This is a genomic window from Streptomyces sp. NBC_00358, from assembly GCF_036099295.1.
Lineage (GTDB): Bacteria > Actinomycetota > Actinomycetes > Streptomycetales > Streptomycetaceae > Streptomyces.
Window position 1 is genome coordinate 4,295,894 of the sequence record NZ_CP107976.1, and the last position, 16,106, is coordinate 4,311,999.

Annotated in this window: 9 protein-coding genes, 3 rRNA genes and 1 pseudogene; 1 reads left to right on the plus strand and 12 read right to left on the minus strand. The window is 66.2% G+C overall.

Annotated elements, in window-relative coordinates:
- Positions 1-89: 89 nt before the first annotated feature.
- The 7 genes from OHT01_RS18085 to OHT01_RS18115 form a co-directional block, all read right to left on the minus strand.
- Entirely contained in the window at positions 90-1,262 is a 1,173-nt protein-coding gene (locus tag OHT01_RS18085; protein WP_328554177.1) for an acetoin utilization protein AcuC, read from the minus strand.
- Positions 1,213-2,445 carry an MFS transporter gene (locus OHT01_RS18090; RefSeq protein ID WP_328554178.1) on the minus strand — a complete coding sequence of 411 codons (1,233 nt, stop codon included), beginning with the start codon at positions 2,443-2,445 and terminating at the stop codon, positions 1,213-1,215. Before OHT01_RS18090 ends, OHT01_RS18085 begins: the two co-directional genes overlap by 50 nt.
- A gap of 107 nt (positions 2,446-2,552) precedes the next feature.
- A complete protein-coding gene (locus OHT01_RS18095; RefSeq protein ID WP_328554179.1) occupies positions 2,553-3,293 on the minus strand; it encodes a VC0807 family protein in 741 nt (246 codons plus the stop codon).
- A 134-nt stretch (positions 3,294-3,427) separates the two neighbouring features.
- Positions 3,428-4,072: an HAD family hydrolase gene (locus OHT01_RS18100; protein ID WP_328554180.1), complete on the minus strand. Its 645-nt coding sequence runs from the start codon at positions 4,070-4,072 to the stop codon at positions 3,428-3,430.
- 68 nt (positions 4,073-4,140) lie between these two features.
- Positions 4,141-4,257: ribosomal RNA gene (gene rrf, locus OHT01_RS18105) — 5S ribosomal RNA — on the minus strand.
- Between the two features lie 86 nt (positions 4,258-4,343).
- A 23S ribosomal RNA gene (locus OHT01_RS18110) occupies positions 4,344-7,467 on the minus strand.
- A gap of 313 nt (positions 7,468-7,780) precedes the next feature.
- Positions 7,781-9,306 (minus strand): 16S ribosomal RNA (locus OHT01_RS18115).
- Together the 16S, 23S and 5S rRNA genes form the textbook arrangement of a ribosomal RNA operon.
- A gap of 843 nt (positions 9,307-10,149) precedes the next feature.
- Between OHT01_RS18115 and trpS the strand changes: the two genes are divergently transcribed.
- Positions 10,150-11,151: a tryptophan--tRNA ligase gene (trpS, locus tag OHT01_RS18120; protein WP_328554181.1), complete on the plus strand. Its 1,002-nt coding sequence runs from the start codon at positions 10,150-10,152 to the stop codon at positions 11,149-11,151.
- A gap of 112 nt (positions 11,152-11,263) precedes the next feature.
- Here trpS and proC read toward each other — a convergent pair whose 3' ends face one another.
- The 5 genes and pseudogenes from proC to OHT01_RS18145 all read right to left on the minus strand — a co-directional run bounded on the left by proC (position 11,264) and on the right by OHT01_RS18145 (position 16,088).
- Entirely contained in the window at positions 11,264-12,073 is an 810-nt protein-coding gene (proC, locus tag OHT01_RS18125) for a pyrroline-5-carboxylate reductase (protein ID WP_328554182.1), read from the minus strand.
- 143 nt (positions 12,074-12,216) lie between these two features.
- On the minus strand, positions 12,217-13,050 hold the full coding sequence (locus OHT01_RS18130; RefSeq protein ID WP_328554183.1) for an ABC transporter permease: 834 nt from the start codon (positions 13,048-13,050) through the stop codon (positions 12,217-12,219).
- Between the two features lie 191 nt (positions 13,051-13,241).
- Positions 13,242-14,051: pseudogene (locus tag OHT01_RS18135) on the minus strand (ABC transporter ATP-binding protein); the annotation flags it as partial.
- Positions 14,052-14,597: 546 nt separating this feature from the next.
- Positions 14,598-15,407: a class I SAM-dependent methyltransferase gene (locus OHT01_RS18140; protein ID WP_328554184.1), complete on the minus strand. Its 810-nt coding sequence runs from the start codon at positions 15,405-15,407 to the stop codon at positions 14,598-14,600.
- A 183-nt stretch (positions 15,408-15,590) separates the two neighbouring features.
- Positions 15,591-16,088: an EamA/RhaT family transporter gene (locus OHT01_RS18145; protein ID WP_328554185.1), complete on the minus strand. Its 498-nt coding sequence runs from the start codon at positions 16,086-16,088 to the stop codon at positions 15,591-15,593.
- Positions 16,089-16,106 lie beyond the last annotated feature (18 nt).

Here is a 16,106-nt window from a genome sequence, read left to right on the forward strand (position 1 = left end):
CACAGTTGGGCTAAGAGTCCGGCGGACGGTACCGAGACGGGCGCCGGGCAAGGCCCCCGAGGGGCGGTCCCGCGCGCCCGCAGCGGGCTCTACGGCAGCAGCCCGCGCAGCGGGAACACGGCCTTGCGGGTCGCCAGAACCGCCTGGTCGAGGCGGTTCGCCGGGTCGTACCCCGACTCCCAGCCCGTCCAGGACACCGGCCACCGCCCGTCCGTCATCCGCATCGGCGCGGGCTGCCGCGTGCGGGCGAAGACCTCCTGCCGCCAGCTCTCCGGGATCTCCGTCTCCGGCTCGATCGGACGGCCCGCCGCCAGGGCCACGAGATGCGTCCACGAACGCGGTACGACCTCCACCACCGCGTACCCGCCACCCCCCAGCGCGACCCAGCGCCCGTCGGCGTACTCGTGCGCCAGGTCGTGACAGGCCACCTGCACGGCCCGCTGCGCGTCGAGCGAGACGGCGAGGTGCGCGAGCGGGTCCTCGAAGTGGGTGTCCGCGCCGTGCTGGGTGACCAGCACCTGCGGCCGGAAGTCCGCGATCAGCTCGGGCACCACGGAGTGGAAGGCCCGCAGCCAGCCCGCGTCCCCCGTCCCGGCCGGCAGCGCGATATTGGCGGCCGAGCCCTCGGCGCCGCCGCCCCCGGTCTCCTCGGGCCACCCGGTCCCCGGGAACAGGGTCCGCGGATGCTCGTGCAGCGAGATCGTCAGGACCCGCGGGTCCTCCCAGAAGGCCGCCTGGACGCCGTCACCGTGGTGCACGTCGACATCGACGTACGCGACCCGCTCGGCGCCCAGTTCCAGCAGCCGGGCGATCGCCAGCGCTGCGTCGTTGTAGATGCAGAACCCGGAGGCGCCGCCGGGCATCGCGTGGTGCAGACCGCCCGCGAAGTTCACCGCGTGCAGCGCGTCCCCGCGCCACACCGCCTCCGCGGCCCCCACGGACTGCCCGGCGATCATCGCGGACACCTCGTGCATCCCGGCGAACGCGGGGTCGTCCATGGTCCCGAGACCGTACGACGGATCCGCCGACTCCGGATCGGCGGACGCGGCCCTGACCGCCTCCACATAGTCCTCGCGGTGCACCAGCCGAAGGGTCGACTCCCCGGCGGGCTTCGCCGAGACGACGTCGAGGTCCCGGTCGAGCCCGAAGGCGTCGACGAGTCCCCGGGTCAGGGCGAGCCGGACCGGATCCATCGGATGGTCCGGACCGAAGTCATATCCCGTTACTGCCTCGTCCCACATCAGCTGTGCGCGGCCGCTCATGCACGTCACCGTATCGGTCCGGTTCGGGAGCGAACGAACGGGCGTACCCGAGGGTCGCCAGGACCAGCACCATCGGTACGAGCATGGCGCCGCGGTAGTTCCAGGCGTCGCCCAGCGCGCCCACCAAGGGCGACCCGATCAGGAACCCGACGTAGTTGAAGATGTTCAGCCGCGCGATCGCCGTGTCCGACGCCCCCGGGAACAGCCGCCCGGCCGCCGCGAAGGTCTGCGGCACGATCACGCAGAGCCCGAGGCCCAGCAGGGTGAATCCCAGCATGCCCACCCACGCCCCCGGCGCGACAGCCACCACCCCGAACCCGAGCGCGGCGACCACGGCGCCCAGCCGCACCACCGCCACGGCCCCGAACCGCCGCACCCCGAAGTCCCCGACGGCCCGCCCGACCAGCGTCATCACCATGTAGACGTTGTACGGAACGGTCGCCAACTGCTCCGAGCTGCCCAGCACGTCCTGCAGATACTTCGCGCTCCAGTTGGAGACCGTCGAGTCCCCGATGTAAGCGAACGTCATCACCAGGCACAGCGGCAGCAGCAGCTTGAAGACGAGAGGACCGGCACCGGCACCGGCCGCCCCGTCCTCCGCGCCTTCCGTGCCGTCCGCGGCCGCGCCGCCGTCGACGTACCACCGGCTCCCCACCAGAGCTAGCGGCAGCAGGACCAGCACGACCGGCAGATACGACACGAAGAGCGGCAGATGCCAGTGCGCCCCGACCCACGCGAGCGAGGCGCCCACGATCCCGCCCAGGCTGTACGTGGCATGGAAACCGAGCATGATGCTGCGGCCGTACGACCGCTGGAGACTCACCCCGAGCATGTTCATCGAGGCGTCGAGACCGCCGACCGCGAGGCCGAAGGCGGCCAGGGCGACCGCCACCTCGACGAGCTGGTCACCGGCGCCGACACCGAGCAGGGCCAGCAGCACGACCGGCTGCGACCACCGCAGGATGCGGCTGGGGCGTATGCGCTTGACCAGGTGCTCGGTGGTGACGCTGCCCACCCCGGCGAGGATCGGAACGGCCGCCAGGAACGCCGGCAGCAGGGCGTCGGAGATCCCGTAGCGGTCCTGGATGGCCGGGATACGCGTCACGAGCAGCGCGAAGGCGGCACCCTGAGCGAAAAAGCTGAACGCCAAAGAGGCCCTACCGCGCCGCAGCACATCTGTCATGGCGGCGAGCGTAGGGCCCCGGCTTACCGGTGGGTAGATCAAGCCGAAGGTGAATTTTGCTCAGCTCTTCGGAGGGGTGTCGTGGAGAGGGCTGTAGAGGGGGCCGTTCAGCCGTCCGTCCGGGACCCGGCGGCGAGTTCCCGCTCCAGCATCCTCTCCATCGGGACGACCGCGAAGCGCCCGCTGATCAGGAAGGCGAGGACCATCGAGGCGACCATGACGACCGTGCCGAGCCAGACCATGGTCTCGACCGGCAGCGTGTAGGCGCCCACGATCCGCGCGACGCACTCACCGAGCAGTACCGTGCCCCACACCAGTGAGAAGGTCCGCTCGGCCTTCTGGAACCGCTCGTTGCCGGCCGCCAGCCGGTCCCAGGCCGCGCTCCTGGCCGCGTCGCCCTTCACGAGGAACGGCTTCATCCCCGCGGTCATCATCGGCCGCCCGAGCTTCACGGACATCAGGACTCCGATGCCGATCGCGCTGCTGACCCCGCTGTCCTTCGCCAGCATCAGCCGCGGGTCACCGGCGACCAGACTGAGGGCGAGCCCGACCACGTTGACGAAGAGGATCAGCCCGGCCAGGGCGTTGACCCTGCGCTCCTTCACCACGCTCCACACGGTCCGCACGGCCGGCACGACGCTGCTCCAGCCGAGCGCCGCCAGGGTGCTCATCCCGAACCCGTTCTTGAGCAGGTAGTACGACCCGACGGGCACCGCCACGTCCACGATCAGCGGCAGGAAGCTCGGCCGGGGGCCGGCGGTCCCCGCCGGCACGGACGTCGTCGTCACGCCGGCCGCGGCGTCCGTGGCGGTCCGTCCGGTGCTGGTCTCGGTGGCGGTGATGCTCATGATCGGGTCCCCTCGTCGTCACTGTGTACGTCCCGTTTCGATGTACTCAGCTTCGCCGTCGGACCCCGTCCACCGACAGAAACGATCGTCCGGAGCTCGGCATGACAAATGTCAGCGTCCGACGATGCGTGCCGTCATACCAGCAGGTCAGCCAACTCCCCCATGTCGGCGAAGAGTTGGGTGGCACCGGTCAGCCTGTCGGCTGGCGTCATCGCCGTGAACCCGTACACGTCCATCCCGGCGGCGTTGGCCGCCCGCACCCCCAGCGGGCTGTCCTCGACGACGGCACACCGCTCCGGTCGTACGCCCATGCGCTCGGCCGCGTGGAGGAACAGGTCGGGGGCCGGCTTGCCCCGTCCGACGTCCTGCGAGCTGAAGGCGCGGCCCTCGTCGAACCATCGGTCGAGCCCGGTCGTCCGGTGTCCGACCCGGATCCGCTCATGGCTCCCGGAGGAGGCCACGCAGTACGGCACCCCGTCCGCGGCCAGCTTCTCCAGGACCTGCCCGGCCCCGGGAACCGGCTTCAGCTCCCGCTCGAAGGCGGCGAAGACCCGCGCGTGGAACACGTCGTCGAAGTCGTCCGGCAGCCGTCGGCCGGTGCGTTCCAGGACCAGGTCGTGGACGCGGTGCATGGCGGAGCCCATGTAGTCCCGCAGGGAGTCCTCGTACGAGGTGGGATGACCCAACTCGGTGAGGTACGCGGCCAGAAGGGTGTTGGAGATCGGCTCACTGTCCACGAGGACGCCGTCGTTGTCGAAGATAATCAAGTCGTAGCGCATAACAAAGACCCTAAACGCAGAAAACCCCCGTGACCGGTTTCCCGGTACGGGGGTTTTCTTCAAAATTTGTTCGGCGGCGTCCTACTCTCCCACAGGGTCCCCCCTGCAGTACCATCGGCGCTGTGAGGCTTAGCTTCCGGGTTCGGAATGTAACCGGGCGTTTCCCTCACGCTATGACCACCGAAACACTATGAAACTGTCAACCGGAGCCGTGGCATAGCTACGACGGTTGTTCGTGGTTTCAGAACCAACACAGTGGACGCGAGCAACTGAGGACAAGCCCTCGGCCTATTAGTACCAGTCACCTCCAGCGGTTGCCCGCCTTCCAGATCTGGCCTATCAACCCAGTCGTCTACTGGGAGCCTTAACCCCTCAAAGGGGGTGGGAATACTCATCTCGAAGCAGGCTTCCCGCTTAGATGCTTTCAGCGGTTATCCCTCCCGAACGTAGCCAACCAGCCATGCCCTTGGCAGGACAACTGGCACACCAGAGGTTCGTCCGTCCCGGTCCTCTCGTACTAGGGACAGCCCTTCTCAATATTCCTACGCGCACAGCGGATAGGGACCGAACTGTCTCACGACGTTCTAAACCCAGCTCGCGTACCGCTTTAATGGGCGAACAGCCCAACCCTTGGGACCGACTCCAGCCCCAGGATGCGACGAGCCGACATCGAGGTGCCAAACCATCCCGTCGATATGGACTCTTGGGGAAGATCAGCCTGTTATCCCCGGGGTACCTTTTATCCGTTGAGCGACGGCGCTTCCACAAGCCACCGCCGGATCACTAGTCCCGACTTTCGTCCCTGCTCGACCCGTCGGTCTCACAGTCAAGCTCCCTTGTGCACTTACACTCAACACCTGATTGCCAACCAGGCTGAGGGAACCTTTGGGCGCCTCCGTTACTCTTTAGGAGGCAACCGCCCCAGTTAAACTACCCATCAGACACTGTCCCTGATCCGGATCACGGACCCAGGTTAGACATCCAGCACGACCAGAGTGGTATTTCAACGGCGACTCCACACGGGCTGGCGCCCGCACTTCACAGTCTCCCACCTATCCTACACAAGCCGAACCGAACACCAATATCAAACTGTAGTAAAGGTCCCGGGGTCTTTCCGTCCTGCTGCGCGAAACGAGCATCTTTACTCGTAGTGCAATTTCACCGGGCCTATGGTTGAGACAGTCGAGAAGTCGTTACGCCATTCGTGCAGGTCGGAACTTACCCGACAAGGAATTTCGCTACCTTAGGATGGTTATAGTTACCACCGCCGTTTACTGGCGCTTAAGTTCTCAGCTTCGCCACCCCGAAGAGTGACTAACCGGTCCCCTTAACGTTCCAGCACCGGGCAGGCGTCAGTCCGTATACATCGCCTTACGGCTTCGCACGGACCTGTGTTTTTAGTAAACAGTCGCTTCTCGCTGGTCTCTGCGGCCACCCCCAGCTCACCGAGTAAATCGGATCACCAGTGATGGCCCCCCTTCTCCCGAAGTTACGGGGGCATTTTGCCGAGTTCCTTAACCATAGTTCACCCGAACGCCTCGGTATTCTCTACCTGACCACCTGAGTCGGTTTAGGGTACGGGCCGCCATGAAACTCGCTAGAGGCTTTTCTCGACAGCATAGGATCATCCACTTCACCACAATCGGCTCGGCATCAGGTCTCAGCCTTAATGTGTGACGGATTTGCCTATCACACGGCCTACACCCTTACCCCGGGACAACCACCGCCCGGGATGGACTACCTTCCTGCGTCACCCCATCACTCACCTACTACAGGTCTGGACCGTCGGCTCCACCACTCCCCCTTGCCCGAAGGCTCCGGGGCGGCTTCACGGACTTAGCATCGCCTGGTTCAATGTTTGACGCTTCACAGCGGGTACCGGAATATCAACCGGTTATCCATCGACTACGCCTGTCGGCCTCGCCTTAGGTCCCGACTTACCCTGGGCAGATCAGCTTGACCCAGGAACCCTTAGTCAATCGGCGCACACGTTTCTCACGTGTGTATCGCTACTCATGCCTGCATTCTCACTCGTGAACCGTCCACCACTGCCTTCCGGCGCGGCTTCACCCGGCACACGACGCTCCCCTACCCATCACAGCGGGCGTTGGCCCTATTGCTGCAATGACACGACTTCGGCGGTACGCTTGAGCCCCGCTACATTGTCGGCGCGGAATCACTAGACCAGTGAGCTATTACGCACTCTTTCAAGGGTGGCTGCTTCTAAGCCAACCTCCTGGTTGTCTGTGCGACTCCACATCCTTTCCCACTTAGCGTACGCTTAGGGGCCTTAGTCGATGCTCTGGGCTGTTTCCCTCTCGACCATGGAGCTTATCCCCCACAGTCTCACTGCCGCGCTCTCACTTACCGGCATTCGGAGTTTGGCTAAGGTCAGTAACCCGGTAGGGCCCATCGCCTATCCAGTGCTCTACCTCCGGCAAGAAACACACGACGCTGCACCTAAATGCATTTCGGGGAGAACCAGCTATCACGGAGTTTGATTGGCCTTTCACCCCTAACCACAGGTCATCCCCCAGGTTTTCAACCCTGGTGGGTTCGGTCCTCCACGACCTCTTACAGCCGCTTCAACCTGCCCATGGCTAGATCACTCCGCTTCGGGTCTTGAGCGCGCTACTGAATCGCCCTATTCGGACTCGCTTTCGCTACGGCTTCCCCACACGGGTTAACCTCGCAACGCACCGCAAACTCGCAGGCTCATTCTTCAAAAGGCACGCAGTCACGACGCACTGAGTAAACTCAATGCGCGACGCTCCCACGGCTTGTAGGCACACGGTTTCAGGTACTATTTCACTCCGCTCCCGCGGTACTTTTCACCATTCCCTCACGGTACTATCCGCTATCGGTCACCAGGGAATATTTAGGCTTAGCGGGTGGTCCCGCCAGATTCACACGGGATTTCTCGGGCCCCGTGCTACTTGGGTGTCTCTCAAACGAGCCGTTGATGTTTCGACTACGGGGGTCTTACCCTCTACGCCGGACCTTTCGCATGTCCTTCGCCTACATCAACGGTTTCTGACTCGTCTCACAGCCGGCAGACTGTGAAAGAGAGATCCCACAACCCCTTGCATGCAACCCCTGCCGGGTCTCACACATACAAGGTTTGGCCTCATCCGGTTTCGCTCGCCACTACTCCCGGAATCACGGTTGTTTTCTCTTCCTGCGGGTACTGAGATGTTTCACTTCCCCGCGTTCCCTCCACATACCCTATGTGTTCAGGTATGGGTGACAGCCCATGACGACTGCCGGGTTTCCCCATTCGGAAACCCCCGGATCAAAGCCTGGTTGACGGCTCCCCGGGGACTATCGTGGCCTCCCACGTCCTTCATCGGTTCCTGGTGCCAAGGCATCCACCGTGCGCCCTTAAAAACTTGGCCACAGATGCTCGCGTCCACTGTGCAGTTCTCAAACAACGACCAACCACCCATCACCCCGAACCAGTAGTTCGAGTGCACTGGGGCCGGCACTGAAGGCAGCCTTTCGGCCGTACCTTCAGACACCCAACAGCGTGCCCGACCCTCTTCCCGCTTCCCTCATTCTTTCCACGCCCCGAAGGACAGTACTGGAAGGAGAAGACAGTCAAGAGTGCCGAATAATCAACGTTCCACCCATGAGCAACCACCGTCGAACGTGTGCCGACGTAATGGCCCTGGACCACCAAGCAAGCTTGGCGGCCTAGATGCTCCTTAGAAAGGAGGTGATCCAGCCGCACCTTCCGGTACGGCTACCTTGTTACGACTTCGTCCCAATCGCCAGTCCCACCTTCGACAGCTCCCTCCCACAAGGGGTTGGGCCACCGGCTTCGGGTGTTACCGACTTTCGTGACGTGACGGGCGGTGTGTACAAGGCCCGGGAACGTATTCACCGCAGCAATGCTGATCTGCGATTACTAGCAACTCCGACTTCATGGGGTCGAGTTGCAGACCCCAATCCGAACTGAGACAGGCTTTTTGAGATTCGCTCCGCCTCGCGGCTTCGCAGCTCTTTGTACCTGCCATTGTAGCACGTGTGCAGCCCAAGACATAAGGGGCATGATGACTTGACGTCGTCCCCACCTTCCTCCGAGTTGACCCCGGCAGTCTCCTGTGAGTCCCCATCACCCCGAAGGGCATGCTGGCAACACAGAACAAGGGTTGCGCTCGTTGCGGGACTTAACCCAACATCTCACGACACGAGCTGACGACAGCCATGCACCACCTGTACACCGACCACAAGGGGGGCACTATCTCTAATGCTTTCCGGTGTATGTCAAGCCTTGGTAAGGTTCTTCGCGTTGCGTCGAATTAAGCCACATGCTCCGCTGCTTGTGCGGGCCCCCGTCAATTCCTTTGAGTTTTAGCCTTGCGGCCGTACTCCCCAGGCGGGGAACTTAATGCGTTAGCTGCGGCACCGACGACGTGGAATGTCGCCAACACCTAGTTCCCACCGTTTACGGCGTGGACTACCAGGGTATCTAATCCTGTTCGCTCCCCACGCTTTCGCTCCTCAGCGTCAGTAATGGCCCAGAGATCCGCCTTCGCCACCGGTGTTCCTCCTGATATCTGCGCATTTCACCGCTACACCAGGAATTCCGATCTCCCCTACCACACTCTAGCTAGCCCGTATCGAATGCAGACCCGGGGTTAAGCCCCGGGCTTTCACACCCGACGTGACAAGCCGCCTACGAGCTCTTTACGCCCAATAATTCCGGACAACGCTTGCGCCCTACGTATTACCGCGGCTGCTGGCACGTAGTTAGCCGGCGCTTCTTCTGCAGGTACCGTCACTTTCGCTTCTTCCCTGCTGAAAGAGGTTTACAACCCGAAGGCCGTCATCCCTCACGCGGCGTCGCTGCATCAGGCTTTCGCCCATTGTGCAATATTCCCCACTGCTGCCTCCCGTAGGAGTCTGGGCCGTGTCTCAGTCCCAGTGTGGCCGGTCGCCCTCTCAGGCCGGCTACCCGTCGTCGCCTTGGTGAGCCACTACCTCACCAACAAGCTGATAGGCCGCGGGCTCATCCTTCACCGCCGGAGCTTTTAACCCCCGCCCATGCAGGCAGGAGTGTTATCCGGTATTAGACCCCGTTTCCAGGGCTTGTCCCAGAGTGAAGGGCAGATTGCCCACGTGTTACTCACCCGTTCGCCACTAATCCCCACCGAAGTGGTTCATCGTTCGACTTGCATGTGTTAAGCACGCCGCCAGCGTTCGTCCTGAGCCAGGATCAAACTCTCCGTGAATGTTTACCGGTAATCCGGTGAAACATCATGAGAGCGGAACCGGAGGGAGGAATAATCCCTTCGGTTCACAGCGTCCTCGCTGATGCGCCTACCGGAACAATGCCCGGCAGGACTTTTTCAAAGGAACCTCGTCCCGACCGATCGGCCGGAGACGGGGTATCAACAAATCTGGCGTTGATTTTTGGCACGCTGTTGAGTTCTCAAGGAACGGACGCTTCCTTTGTACTCACCCTCTCGGGCTTTCCTCCGGGCGCTTCCCTTCGGTCTTGCGTTTCCGACTCTATCAGACCGTTTCCGTATCCGATTTCCTCGGCGCTTTCCAGGTTCCCGCTTCCGCGTTTCCCTTTCCGGCGATTCCGACTCTATCAGATCCTTTCGGGCCTGACTCCCAGTCAGCGGGGTTTGTCTTCCCGGCTGTTGGGCCGTTCCGACGAGTGAGACATTAGCGGATTCCTGGCTCCCGAGCTAATCGGGGTGGCGTTCTTTCGAACGCGGAATCCTCATTTCGCAAACACGCATGAAAACGAGCCGACGACGAGTCGTCGATCGTTGAATGGTGGTGCGGAATGGCTGTCCGGGGACCGACCGGAGTCGACGCTCACGTCGGACAACTCGGAGAACACTACGGATGGGCAGGAGTCGTGTCAACTTGGGTCCGGACGGGCCACCCCAGGCGTACGGTGAGTCCATGACTACCCATACGTGCACCCAACTGTGGTGGGCCGCCTGACGGCGGCCGTACACACGTATGTACCCAACGGCCGCCGCCCTCGGCGGCCGTTTTTGTGTCTCCCCCTGGGGGCCGGCCGGTGGGCGCGGCGGTCTCGACCAGGAGGTGGAGAGATGACGCGGATCTTCAGTGGGGTCAAGCCGACCGGGCATCTGACGCTCGGGAACTATCTGGGAGCAGTACGCCGCTGGGCGGACGTCGATCAGCACCGGGCCGAGGCCCTGTTCTGTGTGGTCGATCTGCACGCACTGACCGTGGACCACGATCCGGGGCGGGTTCGCAGGCTCAGCAGGCAGGCGGCGACGTTGCTGCTGGCCTCGGGGCTCGATCCCGAGCTGTGCACCGTGTTCGTACAGAGTCATGTGGACGAGCACGCGCGGCTGTCGTATCTGCTGGAGTGCGTCGCGACCGACGGGGAGATGCGGCGGATGATCCAGTACAAGGAGAAGGCCGCGCTGGAGCGCAAGCGCGGGGGAAGCGTGCGGCTGTCGCTGCTGACGTATCCCGTGCTGATGGCGGCCGACATCCTGGCGTACGGGAGCGACGAGGTGCCGGTCGGGGACGACCAGACGCAGCATGTCGAGCTGACCCGGGATCTGGCGGTGCGGTTCAACCAGCGTTACGGCCATACGTTCGTAGTGCCTCGGGCGACTCGTCCCGAGATCGCGGCGCGGGTCATGAATCTGCAGGAGCCGACGTCGAAGATGGGGAAGAGCGACGACGTCGGACCGGGCGTCATCTATTTGCTCGATGAGCCGGACACCGTGCGGAAGAAGATCATGCGGGCCGTGACGGACAGCGGGCAGGACGTCGAGTACGACCCGAAGGGACGGCCCGGGGTCTCGAATCTCCTGGAGATCCTCGCCGCGTGCGAGGGCGCGGACCCCGAAGCCCTGAGCGGTGTCTACGAGTCGTACGGCGCTTTGAAGAAGGACACCGCCGAAGCCGTGGTCGAACTCCTCAGGCCCCTGCAGGAGAGGCACAAGCATTTGTGCGCGGATCCTGTGTATGTGGAGGGGGTGTTGCGGGACGGTGCGCGGAAGGCCAGAGAGATGGCGCGACCGACCGTGGACGCGGCCTATGGGGCGATCGGGTTGCTGCCGCCCGCGGCTTGATGATCGGGGCTGACACCGAGCGGGTGGAGTGAGCCGCTGGGAGTGAGGACCGACGGTCGTCCTCGGTCCCGGTCGGCCCTCGGTGTCGAGGGCCGACCGGGGCGGGCGCGGGTCAGCTGTTGCCGGAGGCGAGTTCGCGGCTGCGGTCGCGGGCTGCTTCCAGAGCGGCGATGAGCGCCGCGCGGACACCGTGGTTCTCCAGTTCGCGGATCGCGTTGATCGTGGTGCCCGCGGGAGAGGTGACGTTCTCACGGAGCTTCACGGGGTGCTCGCCGCTGTCGCGGAGCATCACGGCGGCGCCGATCGCGGACTGGACGATCAGGTCGTGGGCCTTGTCCCGGGGCAGGCCGAGCAGGATGCCCGCGTCCGTCATGGCTTCGACCAGGTAGAAGAAGTACGCCGGTCCCGAACCGGACAGGGCGGTGCAGGCGTCCTGCTGGGACTCGGGGACGAGGAGGGTCTTGCCGACGGCGCCGAAGATCTCCTCGGCGTACGCGACGTGCTCGGCGGTGGCGTGGCTGCCCGCGGAGATGACGGACATCGCCTCGTCGACGAGGGCGGGGGTGTTCGTCATGACACGGACGACTGGGGTGCCGGCCGCCAGTCGCTCCTCGAAGAAGGAGGTGGGGATGCCTGCCGCGCCGCTGATGATCAGGCGGTCGGCGGGGATGTGCGGGGCGAGTTCGTCGAGGAGGGTGCCCATGTCCTGGGGCTTGACGGTGAGGATCAGCGTGTCGGCGGTCTTGGCCGCTTCCGCGTTGCCGACCGGGGTGACTCCGTGGCGTTCCTGGAGTTCCTTGGCCCGCTCCGGCCGACGGGCGGTGACCAGGAGATCCGCGGGGGCCCAGCCTGCTCGGATCATTCCGCTGAGCAGGGCTTCGCCGATCTTGCCGGTGCCGAGGACTGCGACTTTCTGAGGCATGGTTGCGGGTGCCCTCCGGGGGTTGAGTCGTCCGCGTTCATCCTCCCACCGGGGTCATGGGGCCGGGCGCGGTGTCCGGTGGGCGGACGGCCTGAGCAGTCGTGCCGTACGGAGTCCTACGGCGTCCTCCGTCGGACGGCGTCCTACGGCGTCCTCCGTCGCAGAGTCGCCGCTCCGAGTCCCAGGACCAGCAGCGCGCTTCCGGCGACGATCAGTGTGTCGCGTACGAAGGTCGCGGTCATGTCGGTGTGCTGGAGGACCTCGTTCATGGCGTCGACCGCGTAGGACATGGGGAGGACGTCGGAGATGGCTTCCAGGACGGGGTGCATGTCGGAGCGCGGGGTGAACAGACCGCAGAGGAGCAGTTGCGGGAAGATCACCGCCGGCATGAACTGGACGGCCTGGAACTCGGAGGCGGCGAACGCCGACACGAAGAGGCCGAGGGCCGTTCCGAGGAGGGCGTCGAGGAGGGCGACCAGGAGCAGGAGCCAGGGGGAGCCCGTGACGTCCAGGCCGAGGCCCCAGACCGCGAGTCCGGTGGCCAGCGCCGACTGGATGATGGCGAGCGCGCCGAAGGCGAGGGCGTAGCCGGCGATCAGGTCGCCCTTGCCCAGGGGCATGGCGAGGAGCCGTTCGAGGGTGCCGGAGGTGCGCTCGCGCAGGGTGGCGATCGAGGTCACCAGGAACATCGTGATCAGCGGGAAGATCCCGAGGAGTGATGCGCCGATGGAGTCGAACGTGTGAGGGCTGCCGTCGAAGACGTAGCGGAGCAGGAACAGCATCAGGCACGGGACGAGGATCATCAGCGCGATGGTGCGCGGGTCGTGCCGGAGCTGGCGCAGGACGCGTGCCGCGGTCGCCGTGGTGCGGGAGACGTTCAGCGCGCTCGGGCGTGGGGCCGGTGCCGGCTGCCCGGGTGTGCCCGTGCTCGCGGCCGCGGTCGGCGGAGTGGGGCTCGTGGGTGCGGTGGGGCTCATCGTGCGGTCTCCTCGCGCGAGTGGGAACCGGCGGACCGGGCCTCGTCGCCGGAATCCGGGAGCTCGGAGGCGGGGGGCTCCGTGGCAGGGGGCTCCGTGACAGGGACTGGTGACTCCGGGGCTGCCGGGGCTTCGGGGGCGGCGGGGTTCCGCGGTGAGTTCGTGACGGTGGTGGTGGTACTGGTCGTGGTGGTGGTCGTGGGCTGGTGCGCGACAGCGACCGCCTCGTCCACGAGGTGCAGGAAGGCCGCTTCGACGGTGTCGGACCCGGTCCGTTCGCGGAGGGCTTCGGGGGTGTCGTCGGCGAGGATCCCGCCTTCGCGCATCAGGAGGAGCCGGTGGCAGCGCTCGGCTTCGTCCATGACGTGGGAGGAGATCAGGAGGGTCGTGCCGCGTTCCTCGGCGATGGCGTGGAAGAGGTTCCACAGGTCCCGGCGCAGAACCGGGTCGAGGCCGACGGTCGGTTCGTCGAGGACGAGGAGTTCGGGGGTGCCGAGGAGGGCGACGGCCAGGGAGACGCGGCTGCGCTGGCCGCCCGAGAGGTTGCCGGCGAGGGAGTCGGCGTGGGAGGCGAGGTCGACGTCCGCGATGGCCCGGGTGACGTCGGCGTGGCGGCGTTCGGAGGCGGCCCGGCCAGGGTCGAGGATCGCGGCGAAGTAGTCGAGGTTCTGGCGGACGGTCAGGTCGTCGTAGACGGAGGGCGCCTGGGTGACGTAACCGATGCGGGAACGGAGTGCGGAGTCGCCTGCGGGGAGGCCGAGTACTTCCAGGGTGCCGCCGACTTTGGCCTGCGTGCCGACGGTCGCGCGCATGAGGGTGGACTTTCCGCAGCCGGAGGGGCCCAGTAGGCCGGTGATCTGGCCGCGCGGCACGGTGAAGCCGAGTCCGTGCAGGACGGTGCGGGTGCCGCGGACGACGGTGAGGCCTTGGGCGCGGACTGCGGGCGGGGCAAGGGGCACGGGAGTTCCTGTGTGGTCGGGTGGACGTGGGCGAATAATCATCACTCGATGAATATTCCTCTCGTGAGGTGCGCCGGTCAAGAGTCATGGCGTGCCGGCGGGGTACGGGAGCGGCGGCCGTCGGGGGCGCGGCGGGGGCGCGGGTACGGCGGGGGCGCGAGGGCGCGAGGGCGCGGCGACAGCATGGGTGGGCGGCGACGCGGGGGCGGGCGTACTCCAGTCGGGAACTGGGCGGGCCCGGCATGGCGATCCGTGCGCGGCGGCGCGGGCGGGCGACGGGCGTACTTCCGCCGGGAACCGGGCGGGCGGCGGCTCGGCGATCCGCGTGCGCGGCCGCGGCGCGGGCGGGCGACGGGCGCACTTCCGCCGGGAACCGGGCGAGCCCGGCACGGCAATCCGCGTACGCGGCGGCGGCGCGGGCGCGCGGCGGGCGCACTTCCGCCGGGAACCGGGCGAGCCCGGCACGGCAATCCGCGTGCGCGGCGGCGGCGCGGGCGCGCGGCGGGCGTACTTCCGCCGGGAACCGGGCGGGCTGCGGCATGGCGGTCCGCGTGTGCGGCGGCCCTCGACGCGGGGGCCGCCGCGGGATCACGAGCTGATCGCCACCAGCAGCTCCACGACGTAGGTCTCCTCCACGAACCCGTCCGGGAACGCCTGCAGAAGGTGGTTCCGCTCCTCTGCGAAGAACGGACCGGTGGCCTCCTCGCCGAGGACCAGGAACTGCGAGTGGCTGCCGACACTGGCCAGCCGGGTCCCGATCGGGATACGCCGGCTCCAGCGGACCTGGCGGCGGTCGAAGGAGAGACGGCCGCTGGGGTCGGCGGACTCGAACTGGGCGGCGCGGGCGGCACCGGCGCTCTTCTCGGCCTCCGGGTCCCAGCCGAGGAAGCGCGCGCCACGCCGGGCCGCCGCCTCGATCCACGGGACGTCGAGCGCCTCGGTGTTCCACCAAAGGGTCAGCGCCCCGCCGGGACGCAGCACGCGCAACGCCTCCGGCACCGAACGGCTCGGGTCGGTCCAGTGCCAGGACTGGGCGTAGGTGAGGAAGTCCGCGGAGTCGGCGGCGAGGGGCAGGGCGTCGCCGCTGCCCCTGACGATCGGGATACGGGGGTGGGCGCGACGGAACTCGGCGGCCATGCCGGGACCCGGTTCCACGGCGAGGACGTCCGCGCCACGCGCGTGGAGGAGCCCGGTCGAGATCCCGGTGCCCGCGCCCACGTCGACGACCTTGGCACCGGCCAGTGGGCGGGCCGCGAGGGCTTCGACGGTGTCGAACAGGGCCGGCGGATACGACGGCCTGTTCGCGGCGTACTGCGCCGCGGCGGCGTTGAAGGAGTGCGCTCGCGCGGAATGCTCGGGGGCGCCGGGAGAGGGGGCGGCGAAGGAGGAAGGGGGCATGAGTTCATCGTCGCGGGTGGCGCGGGCCGGGGTAGGAGATTTTCCTGCCGCGTACGCGACGTTCTGCTTGCTTTCCCGCACGCCGTCCCGCACGCCTTCCTGCGTGCCTTGCTGCGTGCCTTGCTGCGTGCCTTGCTGCGTGCAGCCACACCTACAGGGCTCGGGACCGTGGAGCCGTCGGGGTCAGGAGGGGCGGCGTTTCTTCGAGGGGTTGCCGGCGCGGCGGGCGGTGCGGCGGGTGTACTGGTCCTTCGCCACCTCGTACTCCTCGCGGTGGAGCTTCTCGCCCGGGGCCTCGGTGAGGGAACGGAAGCAGTAGGCGAGGAGGGAACCGACGAAGCCGATGGCGAGCAGACCCCTGAGGGATGCCTGGCGGTCGGGGTCGGGGCGCTTGGTGAACGCCTCCGAGGTGTGGCGGAACGCGAGGGCGCTGCACACCGCGAACATCACCACGACCAGTACGCTCACGGGCGTACCGACATCCGCGATGACCAGGCCCTGATAGGCGAAGCGGAGCACGAAACTGGCGGCCACCGCGGCGGCCAGGGAGCCGACGGCCACGCCGATCCGACGGCCGGTGTAGCCGCCGTCGTGCTCCACCCAGGTCGTCCCGAAGAAACGCAGGGGCTCGGGCTGGGGCCCCGCGGGGGTACCGGTTCCGGTGCTGGTCTCGTCGCTCACCCGACGATTATCGCTCCG

Coding starts and splice junctions, on each gene's coding strand:
- OHT01_RS18085 (WP_328554177.1), bottom strand. CDS start 1,262: ATGAGCGGCCGCGCACAGCTGATGTGGGACGAGGCAGTAACGGGATAT.
- OHT01_RS18090 (WP_328554178.1), bottom strand. CDS start 2,445: ATGACAGATGTGCTGCGGCGCGGTAGGGCCTCTTTGGCGTTCAGCTTT.
- OHT01_RS18095 (WP_328554179.1), bottom strand. CDS start 3,293: ATGAGCATCACCGCCACCGAGACCAGCACCGGACGGACCGCCACGGAC.
- OHT01_RS18100 (WP_328554180.1), bottom strand. CDS start 4,072: ATGCGCTACGACTTGATTATCTTCGACAACGACGGCGTCCTCGTGGAC.
- trpS (WP_328554181.1), top strand. CDS start 10,150: ATGACGCGGATCTTCAGTGGGGTCAAGCCGACCGGGCATCTGACGCTC.
- proC (WP_328554182.1), bottom strand. CDS start 12,073: ATGCCTCAGAAAGTCGCAGTCCTCGGCACCGGCAAGATCGGCGAAGCC.
- OHT01_RS18130 (WP_328554183.1), bottom strand. CDS start 13,050: ATGAGCCCCACCGCACCCACGAGCCCCACTCCGCCGACCGCGGCCGCG.
- OHT01_RS18140 (WP_328554184.1), bottom strand. CDS start 15,407: ATGCCCCCTTCCTCCTTCGCCGCCCCCTCTCCCGGCGCCCCCGAGCAT.